Below are 15,915 nucleotides of genomic sequence, written 5' to 3' on the forward strand. Positions count from 1 at the left end.
GATATACTCCGTTTTTTAAGCCCTTTTTAAGCCTTTTTCAACCCAAAAAGTGGGTGCATTGAACCGATTGAAGTGGGTGGGAATGCTCCGTTTTCGCCATTCATAAAAAGCGAAGATCTATGAGTGTATTATATTATATGTCTATAATGTTACATCTATAATTTTAGTACGAATATTATAAGAATTATTTAAGTGTATACTTAATAGTTGTAAAGGCATATACCTAAAGGTCGCTTAAGTGTACACCTTTGGGTTGTAAAGGTGTACACTTACAGACTGCTTAGGTATATACCTTTGTGTTTCATGGATATATGCCTACAAAGTGCCAGAGTGTATAGGTTGAGAGGGTAAAGGCATATAGGTTGAAATAGTAAAAGTATATAGGGAAGCAAATCTTTTTTTGCATGCTTTGGAGCATGTATAAAAGAAAAGCGCACCTTTTGAGTGCGCTTGGGTGGAGAATATCGGACTATATTGCATGTTGATTTATAGTTATTTATAAATTTATGTATCAAATAATGTATCAATTTAGAATAATCTTATTTTTTTGTATTTTTAACATAATACATTCAAGGGAAAATCGAAACCTATTATTATAATACATGGAAAGTTCATTAGTTGCTAAATATTATTATTCTAAATCAGTATCTTCTTCTTCTATTATATTAATCTCTTCAGCTTGATTTACAATGAAATCAATAACATTTTCTTTCGCTTTTGCAGTTATTAAGTAGTGGTCTTTACGAAGAACTAGTGATTTCTCTTCATCGATTTCAATAAACCCTAGTTCAATCAGTTTAGGGACTCTTTTTGCAATAAATTGGCTTGACATATCATTTAATTCTCCCAATTTTTTTACAGGTAATGAAACTGGAGAAAATTGACTTAAAACATATAAAATACGGAATTCATCAAAATCAACTAACAGTAAGGAGGTTCTTTCTATTTCTTTTATTTTATCAACAAGTTCTTTGCTGGAAACTGCAACTTTGCATTTGTTGATTGTACCTTCTTTTAGACAAGTTGGGCAATTCATTTCATAAAGTTCAAATTGTTTGATTAACTCAAAGCTAAACTCATGTCCATTAGAACAGACTAATACTTGAGTGGAATTGAAGTGTTCTCGAATAATATGATTAAGGCTAAATCTAGAATCACTATAGTATTTTCTGTGATCTGCATCTTTTGGGCGCCCATAGTTAAGATTGTATTTTCTGCAAAGTCCGTAGTCTAGTGCAAAAAGAGTTGAAGAAATATTACTCTTATCTTTTAATTTGTTATAAGTGCTTATAAAACCATTCAGTTCCAAATTATTTAATAATGAAGAAAAATCCTCATTAACAACAAAGTGGCTAGTTGGCTGATCTAGTACATTAAACAATTTCGCTTTTGATTTTGCTATATTCTGTTTGTTGAATTTTTGTTTATTAACTATTTTTTCCAATAGACTTAATTGGTTGGCTATGTTTACTTTATCAGAAAATGGTCTTATTATATATGGATTTGCTTCAAAATAGCTTTCCGTAACTTCTTCATAATATCTTTGCGAGGCATTGCCTAGAATGGCTTTAGTTATTTTTTGATTATGTATCAAGCTTGATTCGTAGCAGTAAGATAACAAATATCCAAGTTTTCTTGGGATGTTCATGGAAATTTCAAAAAGCAAGTCATGTAAGTCTTCTTTCTTTATATCGAAATAATCATAAAATGAGCTATTCTTGAAAAAGAATTTAGAACGCATATGGATTAGCCGTTTATTATAATCAACAGCCAGTTCTTCCATTTTTGAAATAGATTTATATATATTATAAGCTTCAAAGAAGTCTAAATGAATAAAATCGATTTTTGAGCGGTCTATTTTACCCAAATAAAGCCTTCCTCTATATGTTGCTATTTTAAATTTTACAAAATTTTCAGAAAGATTGTTTAAAGGAGCGATTAGATAGTCTATAAAAAGAACCTGAGCGTCATAGTCAATTTCGGAAAAATCATCAAGAAATATGTAAATATTCTTAATTTCAAGAATCTCTTTAATTGACAAGAAGTTGTCTATTAGTAATTGTTTGATATTTATATAATTAATAAAAACAGAATTGAATTCTTCTTTTATTTTCTGGCTTCTGCCATTTTTAGAGGTAAGAGAGAGCCCTGGATTTTGAGATATGTTTGCGGAAATGCTTGTTTGTGATTCGTTTGTGGCTTCTAATTCGGAGCCAATACGAGTAAAAAGATTAATGTCAATTTGTTCAAAAGAATTATTCAAATTTTCTTCAATTGCATCTAATTTTTCTTGAATGGACATTAAATTCTCGGTGTTAATACCAAACGCAATTTCAAACCAATTGAAAGATAAATGCTTTTCTATTCTTCTCTTTATTTCCAAAATAACTTCTTTTAGAAAATTTTTGTATAATAAAAATTTTGTTAGCTCGTTTTTGGAAACATATGTTTTGTCTTCATATTGTAGCGTTGGAGTTGCCCTGTCATATATGGTTTTAACATCTAAATAGAGTGGGAAAACTTTATTATTAGAGATTTGATCATTGATGGACTTTTGAAATATAGTTGATTTACCCGTGCCTTTTCTCCCTATAATCACTGTTGTGTTTGGTAGATTTATTTTGTCATTAACTGCATTCTCGGGAAATAGATCAGTGTAAATGTCATTTATCAAGTTATTACCTTCGTCATCTAACAACTCAGCTTTCTGATTTAATTTCAATGATTCGGCAAATTTCAAAAATTCTTTTTTATATTCCATTATATATGATTCTTAATTGGTGATACTTGGATCTATCACATGTGCGCGATCAGAAAATATTATTTCTTTATCTTGACACCAAGACCTTAAAAAACAATTTGCAAAGGTAACAAACATTTGTTAAACGGTATGTTTTATGCTCAAAATATTTAAAGTACTATACCAAATCATCTTTTTGCGGTTTTAATCATACCATTTCTCTATGAGTAATGAGATTTTGACTATCTTTGCCTTTAGAAAATAAGCGGATATTCCGCAAAGACATATTAATTTAGCGTTCACAACGCATCTTGCAGACAGAAAACTGGCACTTTTCAAAGACGGACAAGATGAGATGTGCAATGCTCGTATCGCTTTGGTACGGGCTTGCTTATTTCGTCCGTCGGGTATGCCAGTACCTCTGTTGCGTTATAGGTGGGTTCCGTACCATTTTTTTGTTGGTACTTGTGAATGAATAAACCAGCAGAAAAATGAAATTTGACAACCCTTCCTATCAAGAAACATTCGATTATGTTCAGCAAAACCCAAATGCTGTATTAGATTCGATCCCGGATTATTTATTGGATCTTTGGTCTGTAAAAGGCGACAAAGCCATAGATTATCCTTATCAGCTATTTATGATTATGCATTTAGCCCGAAAGGAAAAATCGGATCTGACTTTAGAAATTGGAGTAGAACAACTAAAGGAGCAATTCTACAACTTTCAAATCTTTCTACAATTAGAATCTCTCATCAGAGAATATGCGATTGATGTACAAAAAGAAGAAATCAAACTATTCGACTTTGCAAATTACGATAAAGAGAAAATCGCATTGGCAAAAGAGATCATACAGTTATCAAGTCAATTACAAACAATCTAAATAAAATCACAAATGAAAAGAATCTCATTTTATCTATTTGTCCTTTTGGTATTTACTACTTCTGGGTGTAGCTCTCAAAATTCAAGTTGTCAAAAAACGATAATTGACTATCTGGAAACGAATGATCAGACAGGGATTAGAACAGATTTACAAATCAAATTCTTAGAAATGGCAGTCTCTGATATTCTGGTTTCCGACAGTATCGCTATTCTTGAAAAACAGTATCAGGAAGAATATGAGAAGAAACTGGAGTCTGCTCAAAAGAGTGTTGACCATTGGCAACAATCAGTCGATAAACACGAAAAGAAAAAAAGTGATCTTGTTTATAAAATGCTTCTGGCTGAATTAACAGAAAAGCTTGATAACGCAAAATCAACTTTAGAGGAAGTCAAATCTTGGCGACCGGATTATTTGGATCGCTATGCCGGAAGAGATAAAAATGAATTGATCAGTAAAAGCGTAAAATGCAAATTATCTTTTCAGAACCCTAAGCTAACAACCCGACAAGAGTTGGATGCTACTTTCATCTTTTCGCCTGATGAGAAAAATATCTATGAATTCATAAGAGGGGAATAATACAAATATTCATCGCTCGGGGATCGCCAAACGGCAAGGGGCGGGAGCACCCGTCCCGGCGAGCGAGAATTAAACATGGTTTGTTTATTTTTCTTTCCACACATCAAGATATGCCCAGTTTTCAGGGAATCCCATATCTTTGATTTTTAATAAATTACCACCATCTTGAATAATGCTAATAAGATTTTTCTTGAAATCGCTCTGAGGGCTGATTATGTCAAGAATATATTTTATGCAAGACAATGAAGCAAACAGCTTATTGTTGTGGATGGTCTTTATTGTTTCTCGTCCGATAAAGGGGTAGGATGTATTGTAGGGCAATTTTAATCCGACGGGAAAACGTCTGTTCCATATCCGGCTATGATGAGCACAGCAATTTCTTAAGACAGACAGTGAATGCATCCAATTTTCCAAAATAAAAGAATTGGGTAAGCCGAATTCTTTTGCAATTTTCTTGTTTGGATCTGATTTGCTATCCAGAAAAGAAAACATTCGGCTAAGTGTACCAAAGGAAAGAACCTCTAAAGTCATCCATGCAGGAGGAAAGTCAGGATCATTGTATTTTTGATCATAGTGTTTGATGAAGTCTTCATTGCTACGATCTACCTCACCTCCCATGTCTTCAATTATATTTTCGTAATTATCTCTATATAAATCTTCATTCATAAACCAATGACTATCCTGTGTTGCTATTGCGTATTCGTACACGATTTTTGTGCGGATAGCAACTTCAATTTTTTCAATAGCATTGAATATTAATGACCTTAACCTGCGGTCGAAGCAATACAGGTCAATAATGTCTTTGAAATGTATATCGTTTCGAATGAAGTGGTGATCATTATCTTCATCTGTGTTGTCTTGGAATGGATAGGTGTATGCTCTTAAACGATAATAGCTGATATTCGACAGATAGTCAACTGCAATCTTTTCATCATCAAAGATCAATCCTCTGGATTTTAGTTTGTCTATTTGTAGTTGAATGGAAAGAGGTTGCTTGATGTATTTCATGATAGGAATGATATAAAAACTCGAAGACCTCCCCGGGTGCGCTGTTCTGACGGGAAGCGTGGGAGGTCATATTGGGTACAAATGTACAACATAATTTTTGTTTTTGCAAATTTATATGTGGGGTTTAGTTTTTCGGAGCACGGCTTTTTCATTTACGAAATATTGCTCATTCCTTGTTGTTGTAATAAAAATCCTTATATTCGTGCGCAGCGATGCCGAAGCACCGCCTTAGGTGTTTCTTCTTATCGTTCATTTTTTAACATTTTTTTACAGGCGGAATTCAATGTTAATTTGTCTTCCGCCTTTGTTTTACGATAGCAAAAATACGATTTATTTCCCTGATACACAACTATTTACACGTAATACTTCTAAAGAAGAAACACCTTGACTGTCTTCGTGGCAGCATCATGACTCATTTGAGAAATTTTGTGTCCTCAGTTCCCGAATACCGCAGAACAAGCAGGGGAAACTTCAAACACAAACTTGAAGATATCCTCATGCTTGTAATCTTGGGCAGGCTCAGTAAGTGTATTACCAGAGCTGAAATACTTCAATTTGGCAAACGTCACTTGAAACGCCTGCGGGCAAAAGGGCTATTCCCGTCTGGGTTACCCTCAGAAGCTACGCTTTGCCGTGTGTTTCAAAACATAGACGATGAAAAGATGGCTGATCGAATGTCTGCTTTTGCAGAGGTTTTCCGCAAGGAAATATCCGTTTGGGAAACTGATATCATTTGTATTGATGGAAAGGCTATGCGAGGTACCTTGTACGATAACGGACGTAACCCTGATATCGTATCCGCATATTCACTCCGTTTGGGTTTTACTTTGGCTACTGATATTTGCAAGGAGAAAAGTAACGAAATCAAATCCGTTCCCCGGCTATTGGACAAAGTAGAGGTGTCAGGATGTGTAGTCACGGCAGATGCCATGTCATTCCAAAAGGTAATAATAGACAAGATCAGAGATAAAGGAGCAGACTTCGTGATCGAACTCAAGGCGAATCAAAGATCTCTGCGCTATGGGCTTGAAGATTCCATAAAGACCGCCACCCCCACTGATGTCTACAAGGAAGGTCCATACTTGGAACACGGCAGGATTGAGTCAAGGATATGCCGTATATACCGTGGGGAAGAACTTATTGTTGACAGGGAAAAATGGAATGGTAATTTGACAGTTATAGAAATACTCACATCTACGCAGAAAAAGTCTGATGGCAAGAGTACATCTGAACAGCGGCTGTACATTTCAAGCCTGGATAGCAGTGCCGAACGGCTTAGTCGGATAACCAAACAGCATTGGGCTATTGAAAGCATGCACTGGGATCTTGACCGCAATCTCCGGCAGGACAGCATAAAGCGTAAGGCTGAACGGGCGGCCAGGAACCTGGACACAATTCAAAGGATGGTGTTGGCACTGATTGCCGTTTGGAAGAACAGAAGGAAAAAAATATCAGATAAGAGAAAGGGGACGGCTCAGATAATGAGGGAGCTATCAGCGAGTTTCACTAATGTGTTGCATTTTTTGGCTCAAAAATGAGAATAATTCAGATTTGATATATTCGTAAATTATTGATTACCAACAATAGAATTAGCGCTCATGCCGCACCGGTATGGGTAGGGGTATTGTACGCCTAAATCAAAGCTTAAATGAAAAAGCCGTGTTTTCGGAGTAACACTACTCGTTGTTTTTTTCTCCTTGTCCTCTATTTTGTCTCTTAACTCTCTTATTAGGTCTTTATTTTCACGATCATTGAAAAGATCTTCAAGTTCAAGAAGTTCTTTTTCTGAAATACCATTTTGAAGTTTAATATACCTGTACTTCAAATCGCTATCTTGCAAAAGACGTTTTTCCATGTATTGAGACACATTCGTATAAATGGAGCATAGTGATAGTGCGGTTATCGAAAATAGGAAAATCAGCGTTTTGATTGATTTGAAACTAATTATAAATACGCCCTTCACCCCAACAGGTTTTCGTAGAGTTTCCGCAATGACCTTTTGATTGCCGGTAACTTTTGCTGTTTGTTCCTTAATTCGTTTTTCTACTTCTCCTTGACATTCCTTAACCTCATTTCTAATAAACGGAAATAGCTCATCAACTCCCATTTTGATTTCTCTGCTCCTTTCGATAAGACGCATATATTCCGGATTCGGTTGATTCGTTTTATCCTTATTATGCATCGCATCCACTTTAGAAGAAATGTTATTTAAGGTTTGTTTGAACTCTTCAAACATTTCACTTATAACTGCTATGTCATTTTTGGCCATACTGTATGATTTTTAATAACTACGATTCCTTTTTCGTTTCCGATCTTCATTGTCCGAGCTCCCGGCAGAAGCTCCCATTGCTCCCAGAATACCTAAGGGGGCATCTATAATGGTTTGCATGGGAGAGGACTTGCTTGTTGATCGCTCTATGAAGTCAGAATCTCTATCTGCTGAATGTGAGATTTTATCCTCTCCGGTCAAGATTTGATTGATTTTGGAGTAACTAAAACTTCGATCAATCTTAGACCCGTTAAAAGAGTAGCCGTTCTTACTAAAAACAACTCCCTGTATCTCATTTGTTTTTCCTTTGTACTTAAAGGAAAGTTCAATGTCTTTTCGGGCAAGTTCCGATTGGAGATCGGACCAGTTGCTTGATTTCGTCATGGCTTCTTTAAGCTCATTATATATTTGATATTTCGTTCTATCTGGTTCTCTAAGTCGATCTATCTTAATTTTTTCTTTGCCCTTTGCAATATAAAGTTGATGCTTGCTTGTTAGTGCTTCACATATTTTTTTGCATCTATACCTATCATTCCTGTTTGAGATTAGTTTTCCTTCATTATTGATGCGATTGATACATAGATGAATATGTGGATGTTCTTTGTCAAAATGACGAACGATTATGTATTGAGTATTCTTTATATTCATCTTCTCTATATATTCCTTGGCTATACTTGCCATAATGTCATCCGATAAATGAGATTTGTCCTTTGCTGAGAAATTGAGAGAGATGTGATAAACAGGGCTTTTGATATTTGGAAGCATCTCTTGTTGCATTAGAAAACTATCAACGATACTATCTGCATTTTTTAATCGAACGCCATTGCTGTCAATTATTTTTGCATTTTTCTTTTCGTCGAGTAAATAATTGACAACTCTGCTAAAACTACTCCCTAATACTATTTTACCTATCATCTTTTATCTTACTGATTAAATTATCAATACTATCTGCTAGATACAAATACTCCGAACGAATTTCACAATACCCAGCCTGATTAGCCTTTTTGGCAATTTGATTTAGATTGTTTGCCATTCCGCTCAACTTTCTAACCAAATCACTCATCTCTGGATTCATGCGTTGAAGTACATTACTATTCAATATACATTCTCTAATGTAATCGGTCTGTGGCAGGGATGCTTCTTTCGCTTTACCCTTTAAGGCGTAGTACTCAGTTGTCATAAGTCTTACGTTGACTTGATACTTTCTTTTTTCGTGAGCCTTCTTGGAAGGTCTGCCAATGTTTCTTGTTTCCATTCTTTATATTTTATGTATGAGACCATCGGGATTGTTGAGTTTCGCGTACGCGAAACATAGCTTGCCAGTATAAAAAATAATAGAATTAGATTCAAAACCTGCCAACACGCACATTTCTCTCTTGTTCTGATTTATTGCAGAAATATTCATTGTAATCTTTATATCCCGCAAAGCTGACGGAACAATCTATACTATTTGAAAAATCATTCACTAACTCGGTTGTAATAGATTTTCCTGCATGGTCGTTATCAAGATAAAGTTTTACAACTTCAAAACTCTTAAAATATGGTTTAGCTAAGTTTACTAATGCTAATGAGTTTAGGACTATGAAACTATTCTCGTTGTATTCTGGGTTGTATTTGCCGTATTCAGTATCACATACAAACGACAGAAAGTCTGTGAATGATTCGAATAAACATAGAGTTTTAGAATTTTCTCGGATGAAGGTCGATAAGGCTTTACTAGAACAACCTTTGAACAGGCTGTTTCGTAGTTCGAAGCCGCCTTTGTCGTTCTTAAAGCCTAAAGCATAGTTAGCTCTCCCTTTTATTTCAAAGTGGACTTCATTAAGAAAGGAATAGACTCTTGAATCAAACCCTCTGGATCTCAAATAATTAATTAAAACAGGATGCTCAATAGGTCTCGTTTCCTTAATCTGAATTATACTGTGAGTTTTAGTATTCCCCTTCTTGGATCTCTCTTTCGCAAAACTCTCTTGCTTTGGAAAAGAAAAAGAGCTTGATAGTTGGCAAATCGCTGTTTTTACATCACAACGTTGGTATCTACACCAGAAATCTATTATTGTACCACCAATTCCTTCTCCAAAATCAAAGAATGTGTTGGATCCGATATTTACCTTGAAAGACGGTGTTCGTTCTTCTCTAAATGGGGATAAGTACCACAGTTCTTTTCCGGTTTCCTTTATTGGACTATAACCCTGCATAGCCAACACTTTTCCAAATGGAATATTGTTTATTTGTCTACAGTTCATAAAACCAGTTTTTATTGATGCTTTGATGCAAACGCTGCTTATTTGATTGATAAACAGCATGTTATATCTGTATCAATACTGCATCAAAGCATCAAATTTATTTTTTCCTTTGCATCAGTTTTGCATCAAAATCATACCTTTTTAAAATTGATGCAGGGTTTGATGCAGAGCTATCTATCTTATTTCCAGAAAGGTATACTACTCTTGCATCAAAGCATCAAATTTTTCAGAAATAAAATTCCTATTTATAGTATAATAACGTCCTCTTCTATCTGCTGGATAATATTCTCCACTTGTCAAGTAGTAAGTTTTATAGGATTTAGTATTGTCTTCCGGCTTAAGCGCCCACCAATTTTTAAGAGTTCGCATGATATCTGTTTTCGAAATTTTTCTCTTTTCCCGAGCAAATAATTCTTCAATATCTTTGGGACAAATTCTAATTTCGCTATCATCTATTTCTTGGAACAGATCATAAAGTGCCTCGATGATAGGAGTCTCGATCTTACTCCTTTTTTGTAGAAATAATCGCTCCAGAGCTTTAGTCCTAATTTGATCAAAGCTGAACCACATTCGGGATAATGGCTTTGAAACATATAGTGGGCGTTGTTGAAGAAAGTGCAGAAAAGCAGGAATTTCCAGAAATAATTTTGTTAGTATTTCCGTATCTTCACTTTCAAATTTGGTCACTTTTCTTATCCAAAATCGGATTTCATCGTCGTCAATGCGGATGAAATTTTCTTCATTATTGCTACATAAAATGAACTTGCCAAAGAATTCGACCTCGATTTTATCCCGACCTTTGGCTTCCATTTTATTTATATTAGTTGTACTCAGATATTTTATACGCTCTGTTAACTCCTCTTTATTGAAAAGCACTTCGTCAATGCATATAAGTAACCTGTTTGTCCAGTCAGCATTGAACTGACTAGAGAAATTATCGTTTGTTAGGTAGGTCATGTTGCCCTCAAAAACAAGCCTTAACCATTTTAAGAATGTGGATTTCCCGGTAGATCGTTCACGTGAGACTAAACACAATATGGGTAAAATTTGAAGTGGCTTTAGATAGAGAATTTGCAAATAATCCAATCCTAATTCTATCTGCTCACCAAAAATATGATTTAAGAAAGTTATCGTTGTATCTAATGATCCTTTAGCAGGAGTATGGCTTAGCCTGTAATATGTGTTGATGAAATTTTCATAAACTTCTTGATAATTAGTATGATTAGGCACACATGTAAATCCATCGTATTTAGGGATCTGACTAAGATAGTCCCTTCCTTCGTCTTGTTTTATGGTGTCAATGTTCCATGGCACTAAAATTTCTACTTTATCTCCGGCTATAGTTGGTGCCATAACTCGTTTGTAGTAAGATGTTGCAACTCGCATATATGGAATGTTTTTCATATACAAAATATTTGTATCTTTGTCAAAAGCAAAGAAGTTGTTAAACTTGCATTTATTTATAAAAAGAGAGAAGCATAGAAGGTCAGAGTTCTATGCTTCTCTCTTTATGGTTGAAAAGTTCTTTTTGCTTTATCTCGCATCAGTTGCAATGCTATGTTTCTATCCACCAAGAATGAATTGCCATTTTGAATACAGGCATCATCTATGATACCGCTAGCGCGTATGCCCATAGCTTTAGACTTTGAACATTGAAAAATGTCCATTATACCCCTTATTCCTTTACAAGTATAACTAGGGGATTCGTTCTCTACTTTTCGCTTTTCTTCTAACTCAAAAGCGAGGACTTTAGCCAATTCTCCTGCTGTCAGGTCGATGGCTCTTTTTTGAAATAATTCTTCGTAGCTCATATTCTTTTCTATTTGAATTAAAAAGTATCGAACCGCAAAAGAATACGAATAAAACCATTCTTCCTATTGGCGAAAGGCGAATTACTATGCTAAAAGTATTATTCGGTATGGTTTAGGTTGTATATGTCATTAAAAAAACATAGGCGAATCATTTAAAGTTTGTTAAGAGTTTGAGCCAGGCCTTTATACCATTCAGAATATCTTGATTTGATATTCTTTTCATATTCTCCATTTTCCACCGAGAAGTTGTTAAGTAAACATTCATAATGTTTTCTTCTCCTATATTTGGGTGCAACAAAACCTCCCTCAATGACCTCGTCTAAAAAAGCAAATAGCGATCTGTAATTTGTCATTTGACTTTTTCCAACCTTATCAATCCATACAATTTTATTTTTCACAGACTTTCCGGTTAAAAATAACTCAAGGTCAGACTTTGAACTTTCACCTATATGTTTGTTTGCTATGCATTTTTCGATTATAGCCCCTGTGCCTATATTGGTTTTTACTGAAAGTGGTTTTTCCGGCTCAAGAAGCGACATGGCTTTGGGGATAAAACTGTCCTTGAATTTATTTGACCAGCTAAATATCAAGAAGAAAGTGCCAATACTGAAAAATAAGAAAGATGAACATAATTTTATAATATCAATCCAATTGCAGAGATCTATGATGTGATTGCTCTTAAAAGGGATAAATGCCAGCATCATAAAAAGAAATGCTATAATATGAAACAACAACCTTGGTTTTTCTATGTGTTTGTCATATGACTTGTTCTCCTGATTGAACATATACCCTATAAAGATATATGCATATTTGCTTATAAGCCGAAGATGTAATGACGCCATTAGAAAAATTAAAATGGCATAGATTATTTTTGCTTCCATATAAATTCTGAATATTATCAATTAATCGAATACACTAACCGCTTCAACCTTTCTCTCACTTGTCACATCAATATAGGGAAGCATTGCTTTATAATCACTATGTCCTGTTATACGCATAATAACCTCTGGGGATATGCCATTGGCTAATGCAATGCAAATGAAAGACCTTCGCGCCGTATGTGTAGCAATTTCCTCATATTTTGGAACGATTTCTGTTACGAGTTCTTTCCCTTTGTAATAATGGAGTGTAATCAGTTCGGAGATTCCGACTAGATAGCAAATCTCTTTGAGATAGTCGTTCATTTTCTGATTACTTGGTACAGGAAGGGCATAGTCACTTTCGATATGAGCGTATTTTTTTAATATTTCTTTTGCCTTTTTGTTAAGAGGAATATTGATATAGGCACCTGTTTTCTTTGTGACGATGGGGTTAATATGGTTTTCTGCAATATCTATTTTCATCAATTTTTTTACATCTGAATATCTTAGTGAGGTTAGGCATTGAAAACAGAATATATCACGAGTTTTATCTAAGTATTTCTTGTTTTCAGGGAATTGGAAGTTATAAACTCGCTCAAATTCATCTAAATCCAGAAAAATAATATTCTTACCTCTGATTATCCTTAATTCAACGATATGAGTTTTCCAATCGGTCTTGATCAAATTCCTATCATCACAATAGTGAAGGAAACCTCGAATGAAGCTTAGGTTTTTCTTAATAGTGGTATTCCGCATATCTCGCTCATGAATGAGATAATCAACATATATATCAAGTTTGTCTGCTGTAATATCTGATAATTTGAGCTCAGGATCGAAGTCTTTTAGGATATTCTTAATGGTTCTCAATTTCATAAAAGTAGCTTCAGCTAAAGTTTTGCGATTAGCTAAATCAAGAATATACATTCCAAAAGCATCTTGAACCAGTTTTAGTTCAGAGTTCTTTCCTGCTTTTTTGCCCAATGCAAGGTTTACATCATTTCTGAACTCTGTCTTATCCGGAATATGCTCGTTTACTTCATATTTCTTAAATGTGGCATCGATGATATCCTCCAAGTTTTGAATTGCCTTGTTTATTTCGACAGCAGAGATCATCTTTTGATTAACGCAGTTCTTTTTTACCCTTGCGGTATCTGTGTTCCATTGCTTAGGAAGAATGGCGTGACCAACGTTAAATGCCACAAATTCATAGGTTCCTGAATTTTCTCTTTTCCATCGCACAGAAGTTCGGATGCTGTATTCTTCTGTTCCTGAATACTGTTTTTGAATAAAGGTGGATACGGTTCGTTTGATTTTCATGTTTGATACATTTTGAGTTTTTCGTTTATCATATTTACAAAGATATGATACATTTTCTGCAATATCAAACAAACCAAAACAACACAAAAAAGACCTGAGATTTCAGAATTCGTCTGATTCTCAGGTCTTTGCTGTTTCTTTTGGTTCTTCTAAAACCACTTAAGTGGAGAATATCGGACTCGAACCGATCACCTTTAGACTGCCAGTCTAACGCTCTAGCCAGATGAGCTAATCCCCCTTCTTTTTTTGACGTTGCAAATATAATGTATAAATCTTGAATAATTGCTATATTTGTAGAAATATTCACTATAAAAGTTCTAAAAATGCTTATATACAACACTACTTATCATGTGGAAGATAAAGTGCATGATAATTTTTTGATTTGGTTGAAAGAGAGTTTTATGCCTGAAATAGAGAAAGGAGGGGTTTTGAAGTCTCCCCGATTATGCAAGGTGTTAAGTCATCAGCACGAAGGAACAAACTATTCTTTGCAATGGGAAGTAGAGAATTCTACCTTACTACACCGTTGGCATTCTGAATATGGAGTGAAGTTCAATGAGGAGCTAACAAAGATATTTGGAAATGATGTGGTTGGTTTTCCTACATTGATGGAGGTAATAGAGTGATTCAACCTGTAAAAGAGAAAATAATCTTAGGTATCGACCCGGGTACTACCATTATGGGGTATGGGGTGATAAAAATAACGGGAACTAAGCCCGAGATGGTTGCTATGGGGATTATTGATCTGCGTAAATATGGCAATCATTACTTAAAGTTGCGTAGAATATTTGAACGTGTTACCGGGATTATCGAAAGCTATTTGCCGGATGAATTAGCCATTGAAGCACCTTTTTTCGGCAAAAATGTACAATCTATGCTTAAATTGGGGCGGGCCCAAGGTGTGGCTATGGCTGCCGCATTAAGTAGAGATATTCCCATTACTGAATATGCTCCTTTAAAAATAAAAATGGCAATAACCGGCAATGGACAAGCGTCTAAAGAACAGGTGGCAGATATGTTACAACGCATGCTTCGTATATCTAAAGAAGAGATGCCAGTGTTTATGGATGCTACCGACGGATTGGCTGCTGCATATTGTCATTTTCTGCAAATGGGCAGACCAACTACTGAGAAAGGCTATAATAGTTGGAAGGATTTTATTTCTAAGAATCCAAATCGAGTGAAGTAGAAAATAATCAATCAATAGATAATGAAAAAGGCGAATCGCAATGATTCGCCTTTTCTATCTCATATCATTTTATTACTTGTTAGATGCTGCATTGTATCTCGCATTCAAACCATCTACAATTTCTTTAGTAATGTTATATGCCTCATCAGCATAAAGAAGGTTGTCAAAACCTGTTTTACTAAAAATCATGCTATATCCTTTGTCTTCATTATAGATTTTCAGGAATGAGTTGATTGAATCGCGGAAAATTAAGCTGTTCTTTTGGTTTTCGTCAGCAAGTTCTTTGGTTAAACGGTTTTGCAATGCTTGCAAATCGTTTTGTTTTTTTGTGATCCGACCATGTTCTTGTTCAGCACGTTCACGACTTACAAATGCGTTGTTTTGGATTTTACGTTCAAATTCTTGAGCATCTTTTTCCAATTCGCGCATTTTTTGGTTAAGTGTACCACGTACATTCTCCTCTTTCTTCATCATCTGTTCTGTCAAATCGTTCCAGAAGTTGTATTGAGTCAGCAGAGTGTCTATTTCAACAAATGCTATTTTCATGTCGGCAAGTCTTGCAGACGAGCCTTTGGGGGCTTCGGCAGCAGTCGTGTTTTCTGCTTTGCCATCACATTGAGCAAACATAAAAATAACAGCAATGGCAGCAAGTCCATTCACGAGGTAGTTTCTTCTCTTCATAAGCTTTAAAATATAGTTTTTTAATTAATTCAAGGTTTCATTTAATGCGTTTTCCATATCTTTAAAAGAAAGACGACGTTTTTGTTGTGCTTCTCTGTCTTGCGATTGTACACAACCAATACCTCGCTGTCTCATGGCTTTATTGCCGCTCACGTGGGTATTTGGGAACTTTCCTCCTTTTACAAATACTATTTTTACAGCCAGTAAGATAAGACTAATTGCAACAATTAACAAAGTTATCAGTATTGTATCAACCATTTCCTTTAAATTTGTGGATGCAAATATAGAGTTTTGTAAGGACTAAGTCCTTTTTTTATTTTACTTTAACATCATAAAA

Annotated in this window: 17 protein-coding genes and 1 tRNA gene; 5 read left to right on the forward strand and 13 right to left on the reverse strand. The window is 34.9% G+C overall.

All coding sequences use genetic code 11. The features are described from left to right. Positions 1-631: 631 nt before the first annotated feature. On the reverse strand, positions 632-2,761 hold the full coding sequence (locus D0T60_RS16705) for a hypothetical protein (protein WP_163219297.1): 2,130 nt from the start codon (positions 2,759-2,761) through the stop codon (positions 632-634). A gap of 470 nt (positions 2,762-3,231) precedes the next feature. Between D0T60_RS16705 and D0T60_RS16710 the strand changes: the two genes are divergently transcribed. Further along, complete coding sequence (locus D0T60_RS16710) at positions 3,232-3,621, forward strand: hypothetical protein (RefSeq protein WP_163219298.1); 390 nt, start codon at positions 3,232-3,234, stop codon at positions 3,619-3,621. Between the two features lie 12 nt (positions 3,622-3,633). Further along, complete coding sequence (locus D0T60_RS16715; protein WP_163219300.1) at positions 3,634-4,197, forward strand: hypothetical protein; 564 nt, start codon at positions 3,634-3,636, stop codon at positions 4,195-4,197. Between the two features lie 84 nt (positions 4,198-4,281). On the opposite strand, the gene D0T60_RS16720 is transcribed toward D0T60_RS16715, so the two are convergent. After that, complete coding sequence (locus D0T60_RS16720; protein WP_163219301.1) at positions 4,282-5,205, reverse strand: Abi family protein; 924 nt, start codon at positions 5,203-5,205, stop codon at positions 4,282-4,284. 407 nt (positions 5,206-5,612) lie between these two features. Between D0T60_RS16720 and D0T60_RS16725 the strand changes: the two genes are divergently transcribed. Further along, entirely contained in the window at positions 5,613-6,743 is a 1,131-nt protein-coding gene (locus tag D0T60_RS16725) for an ISAs1 family transposase (protein WP_163219303.1), read from the forward strand. A gap of 29 nt (positions 6,744-6,772) precedes the next feature. On the opposite strand, the gene D0T60_RS16730 is transcribed toward D0T60_RS16725, so the two are convergent. The 9 genes from D0T60_RS16730 to D0T60_RS16770 form a co-directional block, all read right to left on the reverse strand. Beyond that, positions 6,773-7,474, reverse strand: a complete 702-nt coding sequence (locus D0T60_RS16730; protein WP_163219305.1) for a hypothetical protein — start codon at positions 7,472-7,474, stop codon at positions 6,773-6,775. Between the two features lie 12 nt (positions 7,475-7,486). Then, positions 7,487-8,389: a relaxase/mobilization nuclease domain-containing protein gene (locus D0T60_RS16735; protein WP_163219307.1), complete on the reverse strand. Its 903-nt coding sequence runs from the start codon at positions 8,387-8,389 to the stop codon at positions 7,487-7,489. Further along, complete coding sequence (locus D0T60_RS16740) at positions 8,379-8,729, reverse strand: plasmid mobilization protein (protein WP_163219309.1); 351 nt, start codon at positions 8,727-8,729, stop codon at positions 8,379-8,381. Before D0T60_RS16740 ends, D0T60_RS16735 begins: the two co-directional genes overlap by 11 nt. 91 nt (positions 8,730-8,820) lie before the next feature. Beyond that, positions 8,821-9,720: a CHC2 zinc finger domain-containing protein gene (locus D0T60_RS16745; RefSeq protein WP_163219311.1), complete on the reverse strand. Its 900-nt coding sequence runs from the start codon at positions 9,718-9,720 to the stop codon at positions 8,821-8,823. A 198-nt stretch (positions 9,721-9,918) separates the two neighbouring features. Beyond that, the gene (locus tag D0T60_RS16750; RefSeq protein WP_163219313.1) at positions 9,919-11,124 is read right to left on the reverse strand and encodes a primase-helicase family protein; all 1,206 of its coding nucleotides are present in this window, start codon (positions 11,122-11,124) and stop codon (positions 9,919-9,921) included. Between the two features lie 104 nt (positions 11,125-11,228). Next, positions 11,229-11,531, reverse strand: coding sequence for a DUF3853 family protein (locus D0T60_RS16755; RefSeq protein WP_163219315.1), 303 nt, complete (start codon positions 11,529-11,531; stop codon positions 11,229-11,231). Between the two features lie 152 nt (positions 11,532-11,683). Further along, on the reverse strand, positions 11,684-12,412 hold the full coding sequence (locus D0T60_RS16760; RefSeq protein ID WP_163219317.1) for a hypothetical protein: 729 nt from the start codon (positions 12,410-12,412) through the stop codon (positions 11,684-11,686). 21 nt (positions 12,413-12,433) lie between these two features. After that, complete coding sequence (locus tag D0T60_RS16765; protein WP_163219319.1) at positions 12,434-13,708, reverse strand: site-specific integrase; 1,275 nt, start codon at positions 13,706-13,708, stop codon at positions 12,434-12,436. Positions 13,709-13,872: 164 nt separating this feature from the next. Beyond that, positions 13,873-13,946 (reverse strand) — tRNA-Ala (locus tag D0T60_RS16770). 85 nt (positions 13,947-14,031) lie between these two features. On the opposite strand from D0T60_RS16770, the gene D0T60_RS16775 reads away from it, so the two are divergent. Both D0T60_RS16775 and ruvC read left to right on the forward strand, forming a co-directional pair. Then, positions 14,032-14,334: a DUF4286 family protein gene (locus D0T60_RS16775; protein WP_163219321.1), complete on the forward strand. Its 303-nt coding sequence runs from the start codon at positions 14,032-14,034 to the stop codon at positions 14,332-14,334. Next, positions 14,331-14,897, forward strand: a complete 567-nt coding sequence (ruvC, locus tag D0T60_RS16780) for a crossover junction endodeoxyribonuclease RuvC (protein WP_163219323.1) — start codon at positions 14,331-14,333, stop codon at positions 14,895-14,897. The genes D0T60_RS16775 and ruvC overlap by 4 nt, the downstream gene beginning before the upstream one ends. Positions 14,898-14,969: 72 nt before the next feature. On the opposite strand, the gene D0T60_RS16785 is transcribed toward ruvC, so the two are convergent. Further along, a complete protein-coding gene (locus D0T60_RS16785) occupies positions 14,970-15,578 on the reverse strand; it encodes an OmpH family outer membrane protein (RefSeq protein WP_163219326.1) in 609 nt (202 codons plus the stop codon). A gap of 24 nt (positions 15,579-15,602) precedes the next feature. Then, complete coding sequence (locus tag D0T60_RS16790; RefSeq protein ID WP_163219328.1) at positions 15,603-15,836, reverse strand: hypothetical protein; 234 nt, start codon at positions 15,834-15,836, stop codon at positions 15,603-15,605. Positions 15,837-15,915 lie beyond the last annotated feature (79 nt).

It is taken from the genome of Bacteroides sp. 224 (assembly GCF_010500995.1).
Taxonomy (GTDB): Bacteria; Bacteroidota; Bacteroidia; order Bacteroidales; family Bacteroidaceae; genus Bacteroides.

What these genes read in the sequence shown, in the direction of transcription:
- D0T60_RS16750 (WP_163219313.1), bottom strand. Translation starts at nt 11,124, where the DNA reads ATGAAAAACATTCCATATATGCGAGTTGCAACATCTTACTACAAACGA.
- D0T60_RS16705 (WP_163219297.1), bottom strand. Translation starts at nt 2,761, where the DNA reads ATGGAATATAAAAAAGAATTTTTGAAATTTGCCGAATCATTGAAATTA.
- D0T60_RS16735 (WP_163219307.1), bottom strand. Translation starts at nt 8,389, where the DNA reads ATGATAGGTAAAATAGTATTAGGGAGTAGTTTTAGCAGAGTTGTCAAT.
- D0T60_RS16745 (WP_163219311.1), bottom strand. Translation starts at nt 9,720, where the DNA reads ATGAACTGTAGACAAATAAACAATATTCCATTTGGAAAAGTGTTGGCT.
- D0T60_RS16760 (WP_163219317.1), bottom strand. Translation starts at nt 12,412, where the DNA reads ATGGAAGCAAAAATAATCTATGCCATTTTAATTTTTCTAATGGCGTCA.
- D0T60_RS16790 (WP_163219328.1), bottom strand. Translation starts at nt 15,836, where the DNA reads ATGGTTGATACAATACTGATAACTTTGTTAATTGTTGCAATTAGTCTT.
- D0T60_RS16725 (WP_163219303.1), top strand. Translation starts at nt 5,613, where the DNA reads ATGACTCATTTGAGAAATTTTGTGTCCTCAGTTCCCGAATACCGCAGA.
- D0T60_RS16775 (WP_163219321.1), top strand. Translation starts at nt 14,032, where the DNA reads ATGCTTATATACAACACTACTTATCATGTGGAAGATAAAGTGCATGAT.
- D0T60_RS16765 (WP_163219319.1), bottom strand. Translation starts at nt 13,708, where the DNA reads ATGAAAATCAAACGAACCGTATCCACCTTTATTCAAAAACAGTATTCA.
- D0T60_RS16730 (WP_163219305.1), bottom strand. Translation starts at nt 7,474, where the DNA reads ATGGCCAAAAATGACATAGCAGTTATAAGTGAAATGTTTGAAGAGTTC.
- D0T60_RS16785 (WP_163219326.1), bottom strand. Translation starts at nt 15,578, where the DNA reads ATGAAGAGAAGAAACTACCTCGTGAATGGACTTGCTGCCATTGCTGTT.
- D0T60_RS16755 (WP_163219315.1), bottom strand. Translation starts at nt 11,531, where the DNA reads ATGAGCTACGAAGAATTATTTCAAAAAAGAGCCATCGACCTGACAGCA.
- D0T60_RS16715 (WP_163219300.1), top strand. Translation starts at nt 3,634, where the DNA reads ATGAAAAGAATCTCATTTTATCTATTTGTCCTTTTGGTATTTACTACT.
- D0T60_RS16710 (WP_163219298.1), top strand. Translation starts at nt 3,232, where the DNA reads ATGAAATTTGACAACCCTTCCTATCAAGAAACATTCGATTATGTTCAG.
- D0T60_RS16740 (WP_163219309.1), bottom strand. Translation starts at nt 8,729, where the DNA reads ATGGAAACAAGAAACATTGGCAGACCTTCCAAGAAGGCTCACGAAAAA.
- D0T60_RS16720 (WP_163219301.1), bottom strand. Translation starts at nt 5,205, where the DNA reads ATGAAATACATCAAGCAACCTCTTTCCATTCAACTACAAATAGACAAA.